13 protein-coding genes and 2 pseudogenes are annotated in these 18,409 nt (G+C 60.4%); 3 read left to right on the plus strand and 12 right to left on the minus strand.

The features are described from left to right. Nucleotides 1-25 precede the first annotated feature (25 nt). Entirely contained in the window at nucleotides 26-1,258 is a 1,233-nt protein-coding gene (locus ACZZ0D_RS10605; RefSeq protein ID WP_401237895.1) for a nucleoside permease, read from the plus strand. A gap of 36 nt (nucleotides 1,259-1,294) precedes the next feature. Here ACZZ0D_RS10605 and ACZZ0D_RS10610 read toward each other — a convergent pair whose 3' ends face one another. After that, complete coding sequence (locus tag ACZZ0D_RS10610) at nucleotides 1,295-1,771, minus strand: MarR family winged helix-turn-helix transcriptional regulator (protein WP_400748239.1); 477 nt, start codon at nucleotides 1,769-1,771, stop codon at nucleotides 1,295-1,297. 292 nt (nucleotides 1,772-2,063) lie between these two features. On the opposite strand from ACZZ0D_RS10610, the gene ACZZ0D_RS10615 reads away from it, so the two are divergent. Continuing rightward, nucleotides 2,064-3,023, plus strand: a complete 960-nt coding sequence (locus ACZZ0D_RS10615; protein ID WP_463553172.1) for a PDR/VanB family oxidoreductase — start codon at nucleotides 2,064-2,066, stop codon at nucleotides 3,021-3,023. Nucleotides 3,024-3,054: 31 nt separating this feature from the next. Further along, nucleotides 3,055-4,129 (plus strand): annotated as a pseudogene (locus tag ACZZ0D_RS10620) (Rieske 2Fe-2S domain-containing protein). Between the two features lie 57 nt (nucleotides 4,130-4,186). Here ACZZ0D_RS10620 and ACZZ0D_RS10625 read toward each other — a convergent pair. The 11 genes and pseudogenes from ACZZ0D_RS10625 to ACZZ0D_RS10675 all read right to left on the minus strand — a co-directional run bounded on the left by ACZZ0D_RS10625 (nucleotide 4,187) and on the right by ACZZ0D_RS10675 (nucleotide 18,388). After that, the gene (locus ACZZ0D_RS10625; protein ID WP_463553173.1) at nucleotides 4,187-5,818 is read right to left on the minus strand and encodes an arylsulfatase; all 1,632 of its coding nucleotides are present in this window, start codon (nucleotides 5,816-5,818) and stop codon (nucleotides 4,187-4,189) included. A 38-nt stretch (nucleotides 5,819-5,856) separates the two neighbouring features. Continuing rightward, entirely contained in the window at nucleotides 5,857-6,651 is a 795-nt protein-coding gene (locus ACZZ0D_RS10630; protein ID WP_064390111.1) for a cyclase family protein, read from the minus strand. Next, nucleotides 6,629-7,630, minus strand: coding sequence for an NAD-dependent epimerase/dehydratase family protein (locus ACZZ0D_RS10635; protein WP_463553174.1), 1,002 nt, complete (start codon nucleotides 7,628-7,630; stop codon nucleotides 6,629-6,631). Before ACZZ0D_RS10635 ends, ACZZ0D_RS10630 begins: the two co-directional genes overlap by 23 nt. Before the next feature lie 9 nt (nucleotides 7,631-7,639). Beyond that, nucleotides 7,640-8,623 carry a fumarylacetoacetate hydrolase family protein gene (locus ACZZ0D_RS10640; RefSeq protein ID WP_463553175.1) on the minus strand — a complete coding sequence of 328 codons (984 nt, stop codon included), beginning with the start codon at nucleotides 8,621-8,623 and terminating at the stop codon, nucleotides 7,640-7,642. Continuing rightward, nucleotides 8,620-9,201: a cupin domain-containing protein gene (locus ACZZ0D_RS10645; protein ID WP_401237884.1), complete on the minus strand. Its 582-nt coding sequence runs from the start codon at nucleotides 9,199-9,201 to the stop codon at nucleotides 8,620-8,622. The genes ACZZ0D_RS10640 and ACZZ0D_RS10645 overlap by 4 nt, the downstream gene beginning before the upstream one ends. 13 nt (nucleotides 9,202-9,214) lie before the next feature. Beyond that, a complete protein-coding gene (locus ACZZ0D_RS10650; protein WP_463553176.1) occupies nucleotides 9,215-10,462 on the minus strand; it encodes an MFS transporter in 1,248 nt (415 codons plus the stop codon). Further along, nucleotides 10,452-12,926, minus strand: a complete 2,475-nt coding sequence (locus ACZZ0D_RS10655; RefSeq protein ID WP_463553177.1) for an efflux RND transporter permease subunit — start codon at nucleotides 12,924-12,926, stop codon at nucleotides 10,452-10,454. Before ACZZ0D_RS10655 ends, ACZZ0D_RS10650 begins: the two co-directional genes overlap by 11 nt. A 4-nt stretch (nucleotides 12,927-12,930) precedes the next feature. Next, complete coding sequence (locus ACZZ0D_RS10660) at nucleotides 12,931-14,034, minus strand: WD40/YVTN/BNR-like repeat-containing protein (RefSeq protein ID WP_401237880.1); 1,104 nt, start codon at nucleotides 14,032-14,034, stop codon at nucleotides 12,931-12,933. A gap of 60 nt (nucleotides 14,035-14,094) precedes the next feature. Beyond that, nucleotides 14,095-15,483, minus strand: coding sequence for a DUF1329 domain-containing protein (locus ACZZ0D_RS10665; RefSeq protein ID WP_463553178.1), 1,389 nt, complete (start codon nucleotides 15,481-15,483; stop codon nucleotides 14,095-14,097). A gap of 12 nt (nucleotides 15,484-15,495) precedes the next feature. Continuing rightward, a pseudogene (locus tag ACZZ0D_RS10670) lies at nucleotides 15,496-17,194 on the minus strand (DUF1302 domain-containing protein). 57 nt (nucleotides 17,195-17,251) lie between these two features. After that, entirely contained in the window at nucleotides 17,252-18,388 is a 1,137-nt protein-coding gene (locus tag ACZZ0D_RS10675) for an FAD-dependent oxidoreductase (RefSeq protein WP_463553179.1), read from the minus strand. Nucleotides 18,389-18,409 lie beyond the last annotated feature (21 nt).

Genomic DNA, 18,409 nt, shown 5'->3' on the forward strand with positions numbered 1-18,409 from the left:
CAATAAGAATAATAGGGTGACTGACATGCCTGGAATTAACGCGCGACTGAGCGCGATGATGTTTCTGCAATTTTTTATCTGGGGTGGCTGGTTCGTCACCCTCGGGACGTTCCTCACTACGACGCTGGCTGCCAGCGGCGGTCAGGTGGGCATGGCCTTCTCCACGCAATCGTGGGGAGCGATTTTCGCCCCGTTCGTGATTGGCCTGATTGCTGACCGCTTTTTCAACGCGGAACGCATTTTGGCGGTGCTGCATCTACTGGGCGCCGCGCTGCTCTACCGGCTCTATCTCGCTGATGATTTCAGCGCGTTTTACCCTTACGTCCTCGCCTACATGATGGTCTATATGCCGACCCTGGCATTGGTCAATGCCGTCGCGTTCAGGCAAATGAAAGATCCCGCGCTGGAGTTTTCGCGGATTCGCGTTTGGGGAACGATCGGCTGGATTATCGCCGGGCTGGTGATCAGCTTCGGCTTTGCCTGGGACTCTCAACAGGCCATCGCGGACGGAGCGCTGCGCAACACGTTTCTGATGTCCGCCGTCGCCTCGTTGATCCTTGGTGTCTACAGCTTCACTTTGCCCGCGACCGCGCCGCTCGAGCACGGTGAAAATACCGGTGGGCTCAAACAGCTGCTGGGGGTGGAGGCTCTAGGTTTGCTGAAGGATCGAGGCTACCTGATCTTCTTCATCGCCTCGATTCTGATCTGTATTCCTCTGGCGTTTTACTACCAGAACGCCAATCCGTTTCTGTCTGAAATCGGTGTCGAAAACCCCACCGCAAAAATGGCCATCGGGCAGGTGTCCGAAGTGCTTTTTATGTTGCTGCTGCCGCTGTTCATCCATCGTTTCGGCATCAAAATCGCACTGTTGATCGGGATGTCGGCGTGGGCATTGCGGTATTTGCTGTTCGCCTATGGCAGTAACGGTGATCAAGCCATGATGCTGCTGGCCGGCATCGCCTTGCACGGCGTCTGCTATGACTTCTTTTTCGTCTCAGGGCAAATCTACACCGACGCCAAAGCCTCAGAGCGCTTTCGCAGTTCCGCGCAGGGACTCATTACACTGGCCACCTACGGCTTTGGCATGCTGATCGGATTCTGGGTTGCGGGTCAGGTGACCGACCACTTTTCGACAGCGGGCGTTCACGACTGGCGAAGCATCTGGCTGTTTCCGGCAGCCTTCGCCATCGCGGTGTTTATTTTGTTCTGGCTGACGTTCACCGGGCGGAACGAGCGCGATATGAAACCTGCGATATAAATGCGAGCCACCGTTCGCTGCGTGTGCCAGCGGTGGTCAGACTTGATCGTCACTCGGGTCATAACTGTTCACATTGGGCACCTGCAGATGCAGGCGCCCAAGCAAGTCAACCAGCGTGTCGACCTCGCCCGGGGTCAATCCGCTGAGCAGACGCGACTCGCGCTCCAGCGCCACTTTAAGCACACGGTCATGCAGCTCCTTGCCGCTGGCCGTCAATCGCACGGTGTAACGCCGCGCGTCCTTGGGATCCAGCTGACTGGTGATCCGCCCCGCCGCTTCAAGCGTTTGCAATGAACGACTGACAGCGCTCTTGTCGAGGCCGATCGCCTGGCAGATTCGATTGGCGGTGATGTCGGATTCAACCGCCAGCATTGACAGCATCCGCCATTCAACCACGCCGATGCCGAAGTGTTTGCGGTAGCACTGGGAGGCTCCGGTGGCGAGTTTGTTCGCCAGGAATGTCACCAGGCCAGGTACATAACGCGACAGGTTCAGTTGTGTATCGGTAGCCATCGAGAAAACACCGTAGATCGAAGATCTGGCAATTTGGTTGACACCGCAACCAATTTATCTGAGGATTCACTCAGCCAACCATTGCGGACAATGCGCCGCATGATACGCCGTAGCACAACCTCAAAAAAATAATTATCAGGTCTTGCTTATGAACCTCCGCCAGTCGTGCCCTTCCCTTTTACCCGTGATTACCGACCCTCGCTATTTCCTCGCGCCCGGCTGATTCGTCACTCGCTCGCAGCCTTTTTTCCATTCGTTTTTCAGCAGCCACTTCAATGTGGAGGGAGAAGTCATGCTTGAAGTCAACGTCACCCGCAAAGTCGTTGAGGCCGAGGGTATTTGCAGTTTCGAGTTGTGCGCAGCAGACGGCCGCCCGTTACCACCGTTCAACGCCGGTGCTCACATCGACATCCACATTGGCGGCGGCCTCACCCGGCAATACTCGCTGTGCAATGACTCCAAAGAGCGTCATCGCTACGTGATCAGTGTGTTGAAGGATCCCGCCTCCCGCGGCGGTTCTACCGCGATGCACGACACCATCAGCGAGGGCCAGACACTCAGTATCAGCGAGCCGCGCAACCTCTTCCCACTCGCTGATTCAGCCAAGCGTCACCTGCTGTTTGGCGGCGGGATTGGCATTACGCCGATGCTGGCAATGGCCCATGAACTTCATCATCAAGGCACGGATTTCGAGCTGCATTACAGCTTTCGATCCAGCGAACGCGCCGCGTTTATCCAATACCTGCGGCAAGCACCGTTCGCCAGCCACGTGCATTTGCATGACGACAGCGGATCGCCCGCACAGAAACTCGATGCAAGCGCCCTCCTCGCCGCGCCAGACAGCGCGACTCACCTCTACGTCTGTGGCCCGGCCGGTTTCATGAATTTCATCCTCGACACCGCGCAGATCGCTGGCTGGCCCGAAGATCGTGTGCACAGAGAGTTCTTCGCCGCCGCACCGGTTGATGCAAGCGCTGATTGGCCTTTCGAAGTTCAGTTGGCGAGCACGGGGCAAATTTTTTACATCCCCGCCGATCGCACTGTTTTTGAAGTGCTCGATGAGGCCGGGATTGCCATCGAATCATCCTGCGAGCAAGGCGTCTGCGGCACCTGTGTCACGGGCTTGCTCGAAGGCATTGGCGATCACCGCGACCAGTTCATGACCGCCGCCGAACACGCGGCCAATGACCGTTTCACGCCGTGCTGCTCACGTGCCAAATCGCCCCGCCTGGTATTGAGACCTTTGACCTGAACCGAGCCTTGACCGCTCGCCGGAGAACATCATGACGACCGCTGCCCAACCCCTTGCACACGAAATTGACCCGGCCAATGCGCCAAGTTTCCCGCTCGATCAATGGTACGTCGCAGCCTTGAGCCGGGAACTGAAAGACCAGCCCCTTGGCCGCACGTTACTGAATAAACCGGTGGTGCTTTTCCGCACGGCGGATAACCAGGTCGCCGCGCTTGAAGACCGCTGCTGCCATCGTGCACTGCCGCTGTCCAACGGCACAGTGGAAGCACGTGGCTTGCGCTGCGGCTATCACGGCTTGTTGTTTGACGACGGCGGTAAATGCATCGAAATTCCGGGCCAGGACAAGATCCCCAGCAAAGCCAAAGTGCCTGCCTACCCTGTCCGAGAGCAGGATCAGATCATCTGGATCTGGTTCGGCAGCGCAGAGCATCCAGAGCCGACATTCGCGCCACCGGTCTACGACGTGCACAGCAGCGGTAAGTACCTGTTCGACGGTGATGTCTACCACTACGACGCGCCCTATCAACTCATCCACGACAACCTCATGGATCTCAGTCATCTGGGCTACGTCCATCTGCACACCATTGGCGGCAACGCCAGCATTCACATGAACGCGCAGATGAGCGTGGACGGCGATGACTCGATGGTTCGCGTGGTTCGACACATGCCCGATTCCGTTCCGCCGCCGACCTACACCGCGGCCTACCCGTTCAAAGGCAACATCGACCGCTGGCAGGAGATCGAATTTCACTTCAATCACCTGCGCATCTCGGACCGGCGCGATAGACGCAGGCACGGACGATCTGCACAACCCGGATCGAGGTGGTTTCCATATGCGTGGTTTTCACGGTGTGACGCCGGAAACCGACACCACAAGCCACTATTTCTGGACCATGGCCACCAACCCTGAGCATGATCCCGAAGCCGTCACAGCCAAAGTCCTGCATCAGACGCGATTGACGTTCGATGAAGACAAAGTGGTGATCGAAGCGCAGTACCAGAACATGTGCCGGTTCGGTACGCGCCCGATGATTGATATTCATGTCGACGTCGGTGCCAATCGTGCCCGCAGAATCATCGAGCGACTGCGCAATCCGACAAGTTGATGGCCGCAACACAGTGGCGGCGGCAAATGCCGTCCACTGTGTTAAGCCTCTGCCGTGCTAGCGCGGCGGAAAAGCGACGCCGACCCGCTCGGCGTACTTGAGCCACGCGGCTTTGAGCCGTTGAACCGTCTGCGGTTGAGCCGCCGCCAGGTCATGGGTTTCACCACGATCCTGGGCAACATCAAACAACTGCCATTGCGGCGGCTGCGTGTTATCGCCGAAACCTGCTGGCGGGCGCATGCCCAACAATTTGAGATTGCCCTCACGATAATAAGCGTTGCCGAACAGCTCTCCGGCCAGACTCTCAGCGTCATGAGGGCTGCCCTTGCCTTCGAGCATCGGCAGGATGGATCGGCCGGTAATCGGATGTTTGTCCGCTTCGCTCGGCAAAGCGATGCCTGCCAAATCAAGGAATGTCGGTGCCAGATCATCCACCCGCGCTACGCCTCTTTCCACACCCTGACGCCGCAGTGTCTTGGGCAGTTGGATGATCGCCGGCACACTGATTCCGCCTTCGGCCGTGGTGCCCTTGAACAAATGAAAAGGCGAGGCACTGACTTCCGCCCAGCGCAAACCATAGTCGATCTGCGAGCCGGGCTGGCCCAGATTGGCCAGTCTGTTATCCGTGTTCGCGCCGGGTGGATAGAACTGCGCGTGGTTTTCCGCCGCCGCGCCGTTGTCGGACATGAACACGATCACCGTGTTGTCGTACTGGCCGCTTTGGCGCAGGTAGTCGATGACCCGGCCAATGTTGTGATCGAGGTTGTCGACCATTGCCGCGTAGATCTCCATTTTGCGCGCTTCGATTTTCTGCTGCTCGGCCGTGAGTTGCTGCCAACCGGGCAGCCGTGGGTTCACAGGCAACGGTTGCGCTGGCTGAAAGTCCTTGTCCACCAGGCCGAGTTTTTTCAGCCGCTCAATGCGCGACGAGCGCACGGTGTCGTAACCCTGATCGAAGCGGCCGCGGTATTTGTCGAGGTATTCCTTGGGCGCTTGCAACGGCCAGTGCGGTGACGTGTAGGCGGCATAGGCAAAAAACGGTTTGCCCTCACGTTGGGTGTTTTGCAGATAGCCAATCAGCTTGTCGGTGTAAAAATCTGTCGAGTAGAACGTCTCGGGAACCTCTACCGACTGGCCGTTTTCACGGTAATGCACTTGCTCCAACGGCGCCGGTGCAACGCTGGCGGGTTTGAAGTGCGTCGCCCCGCCTTCCAGCAACGTGAACGACTGTTCGAAACCACGCCGATCCGGGCCTTGATCGGCTTCCAGACCCAAGTGCCATTTGCCGACCATCAGCGTGTTGTATCCGCCCGCTTGGAGCAGTTCGGCAACCGAGTAGGCGCGCCCGTTCAGGAACCCTTCATACCCCGGTTTACCGCGTTGAAACGGTTGCAATGCTTCGGCCATGGTGCCCAGCCCGACAAGGTGATTGTCAGTGCCGGACAGCAACATCGAGCGGGTGATGGAACAGGTCGGCGCCGCGTACATGCTGGTAAATTGCACGCCCTGTTGGGCCAGTTCATCCAGTCTGGGCGTGTGAATCTCGCCGCCATAGCTGCCCAGATCCGAGTAGCCGAGATCGTCCGCCACAATCAGCAGAATATTCGGTTGGCTGGCCGCCAGGGCCACGCCGCTGGCCATAGCCAGGGCGCAAAAAAGTGCCGTCAGCGGTAATCGCGATAGAGCCATCGGTGTTCTCTTATTGTTGTGGAAGGAGTGTCCGGAACTCACTCTTCGAAAATAGCGACCGCGCGCACAAAACCTGCAGACGCATGCCGGATCTTGTAGGGAAAGCACGACACGGTGAAACCGCTCGCTGGCAGGGATTCGAGGTTGGCCAGTTTTTCCATTTGCCCATAGCCGATATCGCGCCCGGCCTTATGCCCCTCCCAGATGATCGAGGCATCGCCGCTGGCAGCAAAACGCTCACGGGTGTATTTGAACGGTGCATCCCAGCTCCAGGCATCCGTGCCGACCACGCGCACGCCACGCTCCAGCAGATACATCGTCGCTTCGCGCCCCATGCCGATGCCGGCATCGAGATACCCCGGCTGGCCAAACAACGCCCCGGCGCGTGTGTTGACCAGCACGATATCCAGCGGCTGCAACGCGTACTCAATACGCGCCAGTTCCGCTTCGACCTCTTCTGCCGTGACCACGTGACCGTCGGGCAAATGGCGAAAATCCAGTTTGACCCCCGGCTGCAAGCACCAGTCCAGCGGCAACTCGTCAATGCCAAATGCCGGTTCGCCGCCATCGGTGGTCGAGGCGTAATGCCACGGCGCATCCATGTGCGTGCCGCTGTGGGTGGTGATCTGCAAGCGCTCGGCGGCCCACGATTCATTACCGGGCATCTGCTCAAGCTGCAAGCCCGGAAACATCGCCGCCATCTCCGGCCAGCCTTGCTGGTGATCCATGTAATCGATTTTCGGCAACAGCGGCGGTGGATCCGTGTACGGGTTGTTATCGAGGGTCACCGAAAGATCGACCAGACGACGTTTACGCTGGATGGGCTGTGACATGAGGCGTGTCTCCGTTCAACGGCAGATGCCGATAAGGGGCTGGGTTGAGGGCGTTGCGAATAAGCGTGGCGACGTTGCCGTCATGACAGAAACCGGCAGCGCGGGCCTGCGGGGTTTTCAAGGGCGGCATGCGCCCGAACAGGGTTTCGAGGTCACGATCCGCGGCGAAACTGATCAGCGCACGGCGTTGCTCGCCGTAAGTTACCGCCAGTGCATCGATAACCTGGGCGATGGACAAATGCAGCACCGGCAGTTGCCAGACCCGCTGTTGCGCGGCGGCGTCATCCAGTTCGGCGGCGTGAATCAAGTTGTTCACGCAACAGCGGGCCGACATCCACCACGCTGTTGCTTGCGGTGATACCGGGCAGCAATAGTCAATGCCCTCGGCAAACGCACGCATCAAGTCACTCATGAAGGCCGAGCGCAAGCCGTTGGGTTCGCGCGGGCGCGCGACAATGCCCGGCAGGCGCACCGCGCGGCTGTCGACTTCAGCGCGCCGACCCAGATCAATCAGCGCACGCTCGACCATCATCTTGTGTGTGCCGTACGACAGTTGCGGATGCAGTTCAGCCTGCTCGTTCATCTTCGCCGGCAGATCAGCGCCGTACACCGCGACGCTGCTGGCATATACCAACACCGGTGGGCGCGCCTTGTTGCGCAGTTGATCGAGCAGTTCGAGGCTGGCCAGCAGGTTGACCTGATAACCCGATTCGTAATGCGCCTCCGCCGCCCCACCGGGGATGCTGACCAAGTGAAACACCACATCGATGCCATCGGCCAAGACCCGGCGCATCAACGCCGCATCCGTCACGCTGCCGCTGTGCCGACGCAGGCGCGGGTCGTCTGGCAAGCCTTGGACGTCAGTGTCCAGCACCAGCAACGAACGAATGACTTGCCCGCGCAAACTGCCGCGCGCGAGCAGACAACGCAGCAGTTCGCGGCCGACAAAACCATTGGCTCCGGTAATCAGTACACGCATGGGCGTTCCTTAGCCGTTGGCTTTGACGACGCGTTGATCGATCGCACCAAACAGCGACCGACCATCGCTGCCGGTGACGTCCATGCGCACGCGATCACCGAAACGCATGAAGCCTGTGACCGGCGCGCCGTGCTCGATCATCTCAATGGCCCGACGTTCGGCGATGCACGCCGAGCCGACGTTGCGCTCGGCATTCGACACCGTGCCGGAACCGATCAGGGTGCCGGCGCGCAGGCGACGGGTCAGGGCCGCGTGGGCGATCAGCTCACCAAAATGAAAGTTCATCTGCGCGCCGTGCGGCTGGCCAAACCACTCGCCGTTCCACTGCACTTGCAGGGGTAAATTGACGCGGCCATCGCGCCAGGCTTCGCCGAGTTCATCCGGGGTAATCGCCAGCGGGGCAAAACTGGAGGACGGTTTGGCTTGCAGGAAACCGAACCCGGTGCGCATTTCCCGCGGTGCCAGCGCACGCAGGCTGACATCGTTGATCTGCAGGATCAGTTTAATGTGCTGCAACGCGTTTTCCGCCGAACAGCCCATCGGCACATCATCGACCAGCACGACAAATTCGCCTTCGAAATCGATGCCCTGGCTTTCGCTCGGCAGTTGGATGTCATCGTGTGCACCGATGAAGTCATCACCGGCGCCCTGGTACATCAACGGCGTGCGGTCGGCGCCTTCGATCGGGTCGAGGTTGAACGCCTTCTGCATCAGCGCGCCGTGACTGAGAAACGCCGAACCGTCACACCATTGATAAGCACGCGGCAACGGTGCCATTGCCTGCGCGGGGTCGAAGGCAAAGGCCTCGCGGCAATCGTGGTTTTCAAGTTCACGCGCCAGGGCCTGCAACCGCGGCTCGGCTTTAGCCCAGTTTTCGATGGCTTGCTGCAAGGTCGGCGCTACCGAACGTGCGTCAATAGCCCGGGACATGTCACGTGAAACCACCACCAGTTGGCCGTCACGGCTGCCGTTTTTCAGGGTTGCGAGCTTCATGCTTTTTCTCCCGGGCAGTCCTGCAGTTCAGCGGCAAAGCGCCCGTCCAGCAGAATAAACACCATGCGCGCCATGGCCTCGGTGCGGTTGCTCCACGCGTGATTGGTGCCGCGTTGAACCACCACATCGCCGCGCTTGAGGTGGACTTCCGTATCGTCGAGCACTAGCCAGACTTCGCCTTCGGTGACGATGCCGTAATCAAGGGTTTCGGTGCGGTGCATCAGTTTGTGCCGCGAGTTCGCCTGGCCGGTGCCGGCATGCGCCTGGCCAATCTCGGCAAATGCGGCTGCTGCAGCGGCAGCGCTGACCTGGTTCTGCACGCTGTCTGGTGGAATGTCGACGACGCGAATCACGCTGCCCTGCGGGCCAGGACTCAGCTGTAAGGGTTTGCGGGTTGGATCATCGCCATTGTCGAGCAGTGCCGGACTGCCGCTGCTGTTCCATATTTCATGAAACACCGTGCCTGGCACCGCTTGCAGTGCGAAGACGTTGGCGGTTGCGCCGAGACTGGCGACGACCGCGCGGCCGTGGGCATCATGCCCGGTGACCACGCGTTTGAAAGGGGGAAGCGTTTGCATGGAAAATCCTCGTTCAATGGCCGTTGCCGATGGAGTCGTGACCGCCAACATTGGGGCGGGTCAGCAGACCACCGAGCCTCGGCACGGACAGACAAAACAGTGCCACGACCAGTTGCAGCCAACCGATCATGGCCAACGCTTGCGGCAACGCCGTGGAAGCCCCGGCAGTGATGGCGAGTACCACCAGCGGACTGATGAATTCGCCGGCGAAAATCGCCGCGGTGAAGCACCCCGCCGCTCGCCCACGCTGAGCAAAACCGACTTGCGCCATGATCCAGGTGATCAACGTCGGCAACATCAGGCCGATGCCCAGCCCGTTGACCAAGACCGCGACCACCACTTGCGCGTGGCTGCCGGCAGCGGCCATCAACAGGCCGCCGATACCCGCGAGGCCATAGGCAATCAGCAACACATGCTGGCTGCGCAGACCGCTCAACAGACGAAAACTCAAGGCCCCGGCGAGCACACCGAGTTGATTGGCGCCCATGGTCATGCCGATCTGCTGCGGCGCATCCACGTGCAACAAGTTGAGCAAGTAGCCGGCCTGCACCGGCACAATGAACAGGCTCAGGCCCGCGAACAGCGATAATCCATACAGAGGCGTCAGTGCGCGCCACGGAAAAACGCGCGGGGCTGGCACCGGCACCATTGCTGCTGGTTGCACGCGGGGTTGCGGCTCCCAGAGTTTCCACGCCATCAGCGGCAGGAAAATCAGCCCGACCGCGTACAGCGCAAACGGTGTGCGCCAGTCGTCCTGGCCAAGAAAACCACCCAGCGCGATAAACACCGCTGCAGAGAGCGACGTCGCGACCATCTGCAAGGCGAACAAGCGCTCGCGTCGGGCGCCGCTGTAGTAGTCGCCCATCAGCGTTGTGCAGCAGGTCATGATCCCCGCCTCCGCCAGACCAATTCCGGCCCGGCTGGCGACAATCGCCGGCAGCGAATCCAGCCACAGCGGCAACACACCGCAGAGCGTGTACAGGGCCATGCTCGCCAACAACAGCGGTTTGCGCCCGAGCCGGTCGGCGATGACCCCGGCAAACGGCGCCAGTAGTGCAATCATCAATGCCGGCAGGGTCAGCACGATCGGCACCAGCACGGTGCTGCCGGCGACCTCGGCAAAATGTGCCTGCATGCGCGGCAATACCGGTGCGAGCAATACTGCGCCGAGCACGGGCAGACAGCTGCCGAACAGCAACAGCAACGATTGCGTCAAACCGGCGCGGCGGTCGCTGTTTCCCAATGAAGACTCAACGGCCATGACAGGTCTCCCGATGACGCGATTGAACAACATCTGCCGCCACAGCTCGCGACGGCACGGCCACATCGGCTGCCTCCGCCGGCGTTTCTGCGTCGGTGTTCGTCCGCCGTGCAGGCAGCAGGAAGTACGCCAGCGCTGGCAACAGCAGCAGCGCGCCGACCATGTTCCAGACGAACATGAACGCCAGCAGCACGCCCATGTCAGCCTGGAATTTAATCGGCGAGAAGATCCACGTGGCCACACCAATGGCGAGCGTGATGCCGGTGAGCATCACCACTTTGCCGGTGGACACCAGTGCGCGGTAATAGGCTTCTGACAGGCTCGCACCCTGGCGCAGATGACCGAGCAGGATGCTCATCACATACAACGCATAGTCGACGCCAATGCCGACACCCAACGCGATCACCGGCAACGTAGCGACCTTCACGCCGATGTTCAGCCAGACCATCAATGCTTCGCAGAGAATCGAGGTGACCATCAGCGGAATCACCGCGCACAGCGTGGCGCGCCACGAACGGAAGGTGATCAGGCACAGCACGATCACCGCCCCGTAGACCCAGAACAGCATCTCGCGATTGGCCTGCTTAACCACGATATTGGTCGCTGCTTCGATGCCGGCATTGCCCGCTGCCAGCAGGAACTGCACGTCCTTGTCGTTATTGGCGGCGGCGAATTGCTCAACGTGCTCGACCAGCCGCGTCAGCGTTTCAGCCTTGTGGTCGGTGAGGTAGGCGTACAGCGTCAGCAGGCTGCAATCCTCGTTGTACAAACCGCGTGGCGCACTGGCGGTGATCATATTGAGCATCGCCTGATTGTTCTGCAGCTCGTACCACTTTGCGCTGCCTTCGCTGAGGCCGACCAGCATGCGTCGATTGAGCAAGGCCAGCGAGTTGGTCGAATCCACCCCCGGCAGCGCACGCAGTTGCCAGTCCAGCGCATCAACCTTGGCAAGGATGTCGTAACGCGCACATTGCCCGGCCGGGGTCTTGACCATCACCGCGAACAAATCACTGCTGGCGCCGTAATGCCGGGTCAGAAACGCATCGTCCTGGTTGTAGCGTGAGTCGGCCCGCAGCTCCGGCGCGCCGGCATCGAGATCACCGATCTTCAATTGCAGGCTGACCACAAAACCCAATGCCGCCAACGCCAGACTGATGGCGATGCACAGGCTGGCCCAGCGACGCTGGGTAAACAGATCGAGAAAACGCCAGAAGCCATGACGCCGCGCGCCGGCCTGATCGTTCTGCTCGCTCTTCAGGCTCAATTGCGCCGCACGCGGCGTTACGCCGACATAGGACAGCAACACCGGCAGCAGAATCAGGTTGGTGAAAATCAGCACCGCCACACCGATGCTGGCGATCACGGCCAGATCCTGAATCACCTGGATCTTGATCAGCATCAACACGGCAAAACCCACTGCGTCGCAGAGCAATGCCGTCAGCCCGGCCAGAAACAGCCGTCGAAAGGTGAAGCGCGCGGCCACCACCCGGTGCATGCCGCGACCGATGTCCTGCATGATGCCGTTCATTTTCTGCGCGCCGTGGCTCATGCCGATGGCGAACACCAGAAACGGCACCAGCACCGAATACGGATCCAGCTGATAGTCGAGCAACGGCAACAGCCCCAGTTGCCAGACCACCGCCACCAGCGAACAGAACACCACGAGCAACGTGCTGCGCAGGCAACGTGTGTACCAGAACAGTACGGCGGTGGTGATCAGGATCGCTACGGCGAAGAACAGCAGGATCTGCTTGAGCCCGGCAATCAGGTCGCCGACCTTTTTCGCGAAACCGGTGATGTGAATGTCGATCTTTTCGTTCTGATACTGGCTGCGCAACGCCTCCAGTTGCTCGGACAGCACCGAGTAATTCAGCGCCTGACCGTCGGCAGTCGTGGCCAGCAACGGCACGTAAATGATGCTCGAGGTTTGATCGAACGCTACCAGTTGGCCGAGCTCGTTGGAGCGCTGCACGTTGCGGCGCAAGGCCTCGAGACTGGCCGGTGTGCCGGCATAATCGTCGGGGATCACCGGGCCGCCATCCAGTCCGTCTTCAGTCACTGCGACCCAGCGAGTTGCCGGCGTCCACAGCGATTTCATGTAGGCGCGATCAACGCCCGGCAGCAGGTAAAGCTTGTCGCTCAACGCCTGCAGGGTTTTCAGATACTCAGCGTCGTAGATATCGCCCTGGCGATTGGCGACGACGATGCGCAGAGAGTTGCCCAGACCGCTGAGTTGCTTTTGATGTTGCAGATAATTGGCGATGTAGGGTTGTTGCGTGGGAATCATCTTTTCGAAACTGGCGTTCAGCTCGACGCGCGTGGCCTGATAGCCCAAAAAGAGCGTGGTCACCAGGCACACCAGCAACACCCACAACCGGTGATTGAACAAAGTGCGTTCCACGACCGAGCCGGAGCGCGGGTCGAAACTCGCCAGGCTGGCCGTGGCGTTGTCGAATGGTTTCATAACCTCACTCCGAAGCTGTAGCGGTGGGCGACGCCAGGCGCGTCAACCCGGTAAAACCGGCCAGCACCAGGCTGCCATCGGCGGCCTGCACGACGCTGGCAATCGGTTTGCCCAGCGGTTTGCCGAACGGCTGCAGGGTTGGTGCATCGCCCGTGGTGCGAAACATCGCGCCCGCCTGATTGACCACCAACAGCTGGCCGTCAGCGGTGCGAATCGCTTCACTGAAGGACACTGGCATCGGTACGGGCGCAGGCACGAAGCTGTTGCCGTCGTCGGTAGAAATGAACGCGTTGCCTTTCAGGCCTGCCGCCAGCAGCGCGCCGTCATCGCGTACTTGCAGGGCGAAGAAACTGCCGCTGTACGGGCTGTCGAGCGCGACGAAGGATTGTCCGCCGTCCTCGGAACGCGCCACATAACCTTGCTCGCCGGCGATGAACCAACGCTCGCCTTGTTGCGCGATGGCATACAGGTGCGCGCCCATCGGATTGTCGATCTGGCCCATCAGCGAGTGCCAGCTCACGCCGCCGTCTTCGGTGGTAAACGCGAGGCCGTAGGCGCCGACGATCAGGCCGTGACGTGCATCGGTGAACTTGAGGCTGAGAAACGGTTTGTCCGCACCTTCGCTGACCATCCGTTCGGCGGTTTGCACGCGCGCCGCCGCTGCGTCGGGGTCAGTGGCTGTCGGCACTTGCTCGCGTGCGGCGTGCAATTCCAGTTGCGCCGCGCGGTTGCCGTCCAGCTGCAACGCCCAGTTTTCGCCACCGTCGTGGCTGACCAGCACCGCACCGGCATGACCGACCGCCCAGCCCGTGTTGGCATCGACAAACTGCACCGCGGTAAGGCTGACGGACACCGGCACCTGCGCCTGCCGCCAATTGATCCCGTTGTCATCGGAGAGCAAGACGATGCCGCGTTCGCCGACTGCCACCAACCGCGCACCTGCCCGCGCCAGATCAAGCAAGACCGCTTGCCGGGCCTGCGGCGCGCGCATCGCCGGCGTATTCAATACATCGCCGACGGCAGCGGCCTGAGCCTGGCTCACGGTTAATACGCAAGGCAGCGCCAGCAGCGCTAACAACCGCCCGAGCACCTGACAGATTCTGTTCATACCGACCTCGAAACCACCTGTGAAACCGGATCGCCACACCGTGTCGCGATCCGGCCCGATTCAACGAACCCCGGCACCCGCCATCGCCGCCGGCGAGAATTCCGACGCCTTGTAGCGATCGACCACGCCGTATTGCTCAGGCAGGCCGGTGTAGACGTTCTGGATAAACCAGGCGCCGGAGGTCAGGTCGTAGAAACCCGAAGACAGCTGCGCCTGCGCTGGCAGATCCGGCAGCACGGCGGGCAGCGACCACAAGGTTTTGGCGAGTTGGCCGTTGGCGTCCCAGCGATCGCCGAGCATCGCTTGCCAGGTGTCTTCGTCGAGGTAGTAACGGCCCTTCGGCAATTGGTGACGCTTGCCCGGCGCCAGTTCGGCGTCCACCACCCACACGCGATGCAATTCCCAGCGCACGTAATCAGGATTCATGTGGTGAGCCAGAAACAGGTCTTCCGGTTTGCCGGCAGTCAGGACTTTGTTGGTGTTGTAGGGGATATACATTTCCTGCTTGCCGACCAGTTTCCAGTCGAAGCGATCGATGCGCCCCTGGAACACGCTCAACTCATCGAACGACATCACCCCGGCCGTGGCCGGCGTCGGCGTGTCGCAGCAGGCATTCGGCAACTTGCGCACGCGGCGCTGGCCGGTCAGATAGACGTGGGCCTGGGACTTGTCGCCGTTGATATTGGTGCGCCCCATGATTTGCTCACCGGCACGCAACGGCGGGCCGACGTTCAGCAGGCGGAACAGCCAGTAATCACCGGCGAAACTTTCCGGCGTGCCGTCCTGGTAGTAATACGGCATGTCCTGAATCGCCTGGCCGTCGGTGGTCATCACCTGTTTGCCATCTGCGGTCATCAGGTAATGGCGAAAGTGCATGGCCAGTGACGTGCCGCGCCAGTTGAGGATGTGGTTCCACATGGCTTCCGCGCCGTTATGCGGAATCGGGAATGGAATACCGCCAAACGCACCTTCGGGCACCGGCCCGGCGCTGCTGTCGACCAGCTTGGCGCGGGTGGCATTTTTCAGAGTGTTGTCGTACACCCATTGCGGTGCGGCGGCCGTGCGACGGGTCGGATAGACGTCGATGCGATAGGTGTCAGGAAAACGCTTGAACATTTCCTTGGTGCCATCGCTGAGCTTGGCGGCGTATTGCGCCAGATTTTTCGAGGTGATGCTGAACAGCGGCTTGTCGGCCGCAAACGGATCGCTACGTTTGCCGCCCTCCTTGAAGGCCGGATCGACCTTGGTGTAGCCGCCATCCCAGGCTGGAATCGAGCCGTCGGCATTGCCGGCGCGCTCGGCACCGAACGGCGTCAGCGACTTGTTCAATTTCGCTGCTTCGTCAGCCGTGGCTGCTGCGGCACCCTGACTCAATATCGCCAGGCTTGTGAGCAACGCGAAGCACAAGGCTTTGGGTGTGAACGCGGCATTTTTGTTGTTATAGGTCATGCGCAAGTCCTCTTAAAACGTGGTCTTGACGGAGAAGGCGAGGTAATCCCGATCCTTCAGCGATTGCTGGAAATTGAATTGGCTGGTCGCGTTGAGGTTGGTGTTCTCGGGGCCGTAGTAATGCGTGTATGTCAGGCCGGCGGTCACACGGTCGAGGTAGGTCGCGGTAATACCGATATTCATGTCACCGCCGTTATCTGCGCCGAACGAACTGACAACCGCTGATTTGCCCAGCGGGAAATAGCTCAGGCCAACCGGAATGCTGATGTCCACGCCGGGGAAAAACTGCCGATAAGTCGGGGTGTAAACCATCTTGAAGCCGAGACCGTCATCGGTGGCGTTGGGGTCTAGTGCGGCACGGTTTTTTGTGACGCTGAGCAGACGGTTCCAGGCGACCTCACCGACGAATCCGGACTCCTTGGCAATGAAGTTCGGTTCCGAACGAAGCGATCACGTTGAGGTTGATGTGCGCGGTGCGCCCGACGGCATAAAGCGCATCGTCGTCGTTGTCGGCAGCAACCCCCGGTAGCACCGTGACGCCGTTGGACACCAGTGGCATGTTCCAGCGCATCGAGGCTTCACCGGCAAAGCTGTAGGCATCGACGGTGGTGGAGAAACTGGCACCCAGCGCGCGGATGTCTTCCGGATAAACCCAGTAGTAATCGCCGATTTGGCCCGTGCTGAAGTTGGGTGCGCCAGTGGAAGGCCTGAGGTACAGCTTGGGGGTCTTGTCGTGGTACTGAATGGCATAGAGACCGTACTCCACGGTCTCTGCGCTGTATTTCAGTTGCAGGCCACCCTGCCCCGAATCTTTGGCATCTTTGTCTTTGCCATGGAAAAACGCCGCCGGACTGCTGGCGTTGCCACCCAGAAACGCCGGAAACGGCGCGCCGACGATCAGGCGTTCATTGCCTTCACCGATGGTGTCGCTGGTAGAGAAGTAACTGCCTGCGCCAGGCAAGCGTGTTTCTTCCCATTCCAGTTGGTAAAACGCACCGAGGGATACGTCATCGGTCACTTGGAAGGTGCCCGACAGTTGATTGACCGGACGGGTGATTTCCTTGAACTGCGTGTTCGGCACCGACTGAGCCTTGACCACGTCCACCGGGGCCATGCCACCGGCAATGCCGTTGGCGCCGAAGAACAGGCTTTCACCCCAGATCAGGCCATGACGGCCGGCGCGCACCGATGTTGCGCGGTCGGCCAGTTCACCGTTCCAGTAGACGAACGCGTCGAGGATTTCGCCGTCACCACCGTGCAAATGACGGGTGTCGTCGGTGAACTCGTCGTAGCCCACCGAACGTGCGTTGGCGCGGGACGGATCGTTATTGTCGTTGTTGCCCTGGTACTCGCTGTCGTACCACGCTGCACCGCTCAAGCGTGCGCCGAAATCCTGAAACGACAGATCCAGCTCCGAGAGGATGTCGGTGCGATTGGAGATCAGGCCTTTTTTGAACGCACGATCGCCATCGTCCTGGTTGAGCGCGACCTGACCCTCGGTCAACTTGCTGCTGGGATTCTGCGTGCGCCAGGCAGCGCTGTACTTGATCGTATTGTCCCAGCGCAGCTTGAAATCCGGGTTGCCGGTATCGATGTCGAAAGCGAAAGCGGCCTGGCTGCACAGCACCAGCAGCGCAGCGACGCTCAAACCAAAGGGTGCAGACGAGCAGACCGGGCGACGCGCGAGCGCCGCAGTCGTAGAACTAACCATCGCGTTAACCTCTTGTTTTTATAGTGGTAACTGCTGTGGATGAGGCGCAGGTGTGGCTTAGATTGGCTCGGCAGTGCGCGCGAGCATTTGCTTGACCAGGCCAATGCGATCGAAGGCGCGGTCGTGTTGCATCTCCTTGTCGCCGGCCAGCACCGAGCTTTCGCTGATGTACTTGCAACGTTCGAAGCGCCGCGCCATGAAGCGCTGCAACTGCTGCTCGACGCTGGTGGTCGCGGACTGCTCGTGAGTCAGTTCTTCGCTGAGCACAATCGCGTCTTCGATGGCCATGCCGGCGCCTTGACCGAGGTGCGGCGTGGTGGCGTGGGCCGCATCGCCGATCAGCAGCACGCGTCCGCGATGCCACGGCTCATCGACGAACACCACTTCCATCGGCTTGTAGACGACCTGGCTGTTTTCAGTGATTTGCTCGCGCAGTTCGCCGATCAGCCCGGTAAAGCCTTGCAGGCGCTGGCGCATCTGCGCGGCCAGATCGGCAGGATCCATCCACGGATTGGAGGGCTCGTGGGACGTCAGAAACAGGTACATCAAGTCGCCGGCCAGCGGCACCAGCCCGGCGTTGCCGTCAGCGCTTTGATAGTTGGCCAGATGGTCAATCTGTGGCGCTCGGGGAAAGTTGTAGCGCCACACCGACTGGCCAGTGAAACGCGGGGTGTAGACATCGCCAAAGACCAGGCTGCGCACTTTCGAGAACAGTCCGTCGGCACCAACCACCAGGTCGTAGCGGCCGCGACTGCCGTCGGTAAACAACACGTCGACCTCTGCGCCGTTGTCGTCCAGCGTTTCCACGCTCAGGCCCAAACGCACGTTGGCACCGAGTTGCAGCGCGGTTTCGCTGAGGACTTTGTGCAGCGCCAGGCGAGAAATGCCGACGTTGGCGGGGTACTGCGGGCCGGCCAGTCGCTGACCCGGAATGCGCGCCAGTTGCTGCCCGCCCGGGCCGTAGATGGCGACGTCTTCGAAGGCATAAGCGGCGTCCAGATAACCGTCGAGAACGCCCAACTTGGCCATTTCACGGACGACGTTGCTCTGCTGAATAATCCCGACGCCATAGACTGTCCATTCGGACTTGAGCTCGATCAGGTCGACCTCGATACCTTTACGCCGCAAGGCGATGGCCGCACACAAACCGCCGATACCACCGCCCACGATCAGAACGTTGTTCACTGCACTCATGGTGTTCTCTCTTTTTATTCT

Source organism: Pseudomonas sp. AC193 (assembly GCF_979258075.1).

Coding starts and splice junctions, on each gene's coding strand:
- ACZZ0D_RS10605 (WP_401237895.1), top strand. CDS start 26: ATGCCTGGAATTAACGCGCGACTGAGCGCGATGATGTTTCTGCAATTT.
- ACZZ0D_RS10610 (WP_400748239.1), bottom strand. CDS start 1,771: ATGGCTACCGATACACAACTGAACCTGTCGCGTTATGTACCTGGCCTG.
- ACZZ0D_RS10615 (WP_463553172.1), top strand. CDS start 2,064: ATGCTTGAAGTCAACGTCACCCGCAAAGTCGTTGAGGCCGAGGGTATT.
- ACZZ0D_RS10625 (WP_463553173.1), bottom strand. CDS start 5,818: ATGGCTCTATCGCGATTACCGCTGACGGCACTTTTTTGCGCCCTGGCT.
- ACZZ0D_RS10630 (WP_064390111.1), bottom strand. CDS start 6,651: ATGTCACAGCCCATCCAGCGTAAACGTCGTCTGGTCGATCTTTCGGTG.
- ACZZ0D_RS10635 (WP_463553174.1), bottom strand. CDS start 7,630: ATGCGTGTACTGATTACCGGAGCCAATGGTTTTGTCGGCCGCGAACTG.
- ACZZ0D_RS10640 (WP_463553175.1), bottom strand. CDS start 8,623: ATGAAGCTCGCAACCCTGAAAAACGGCAGCCGTGACGGCCAACTGGTG.
- ACZZ0D_RS10645 (WP_401237884.1), bottom strand. CDS start 9,201: ATGCAAACGCTTCCCCCTTTCAAACGCGTGGTCACCGGGCATGATGCC.
- ACZZ0D_RS10650 (WP_463553176.1), bottom strand. CDS start 10,462: ATGGCCGTTGAGTCTTCATTGGGAAACAGCGACCGCCGCGCCGGTTTG.
- ACZZ0D_RS10655 (WP_463553177.1), bottom strand. CDS start 12,926: ATGAAACCATTCGACAACGCCACGGCCAGCCTGGCGAGTTTCGACCCG.
- ACZZ0D_RS10660 (WP_401237880.1), bottom strand. CDS start 14,034: ATGAACAGAATCTGTCAGGTGCTCGGGCGGTTGTTAGCGCTGCTGGCG.
- ACZZ0D_RS10665 (WP_463553178.1), bottom strand. CDS start 15,483: ATGACCTATAACAACAAAAATGCCGCGTTCACACCCAAAGCCTTGTGC.
- ACZZ0D_RS10675 (WP_463553179.1), bottom strand. CDS start 18,388: ATGAGTGCAGTGAACAACGTTCTGATCGTGGGCGGTGGTATCGGCGGT.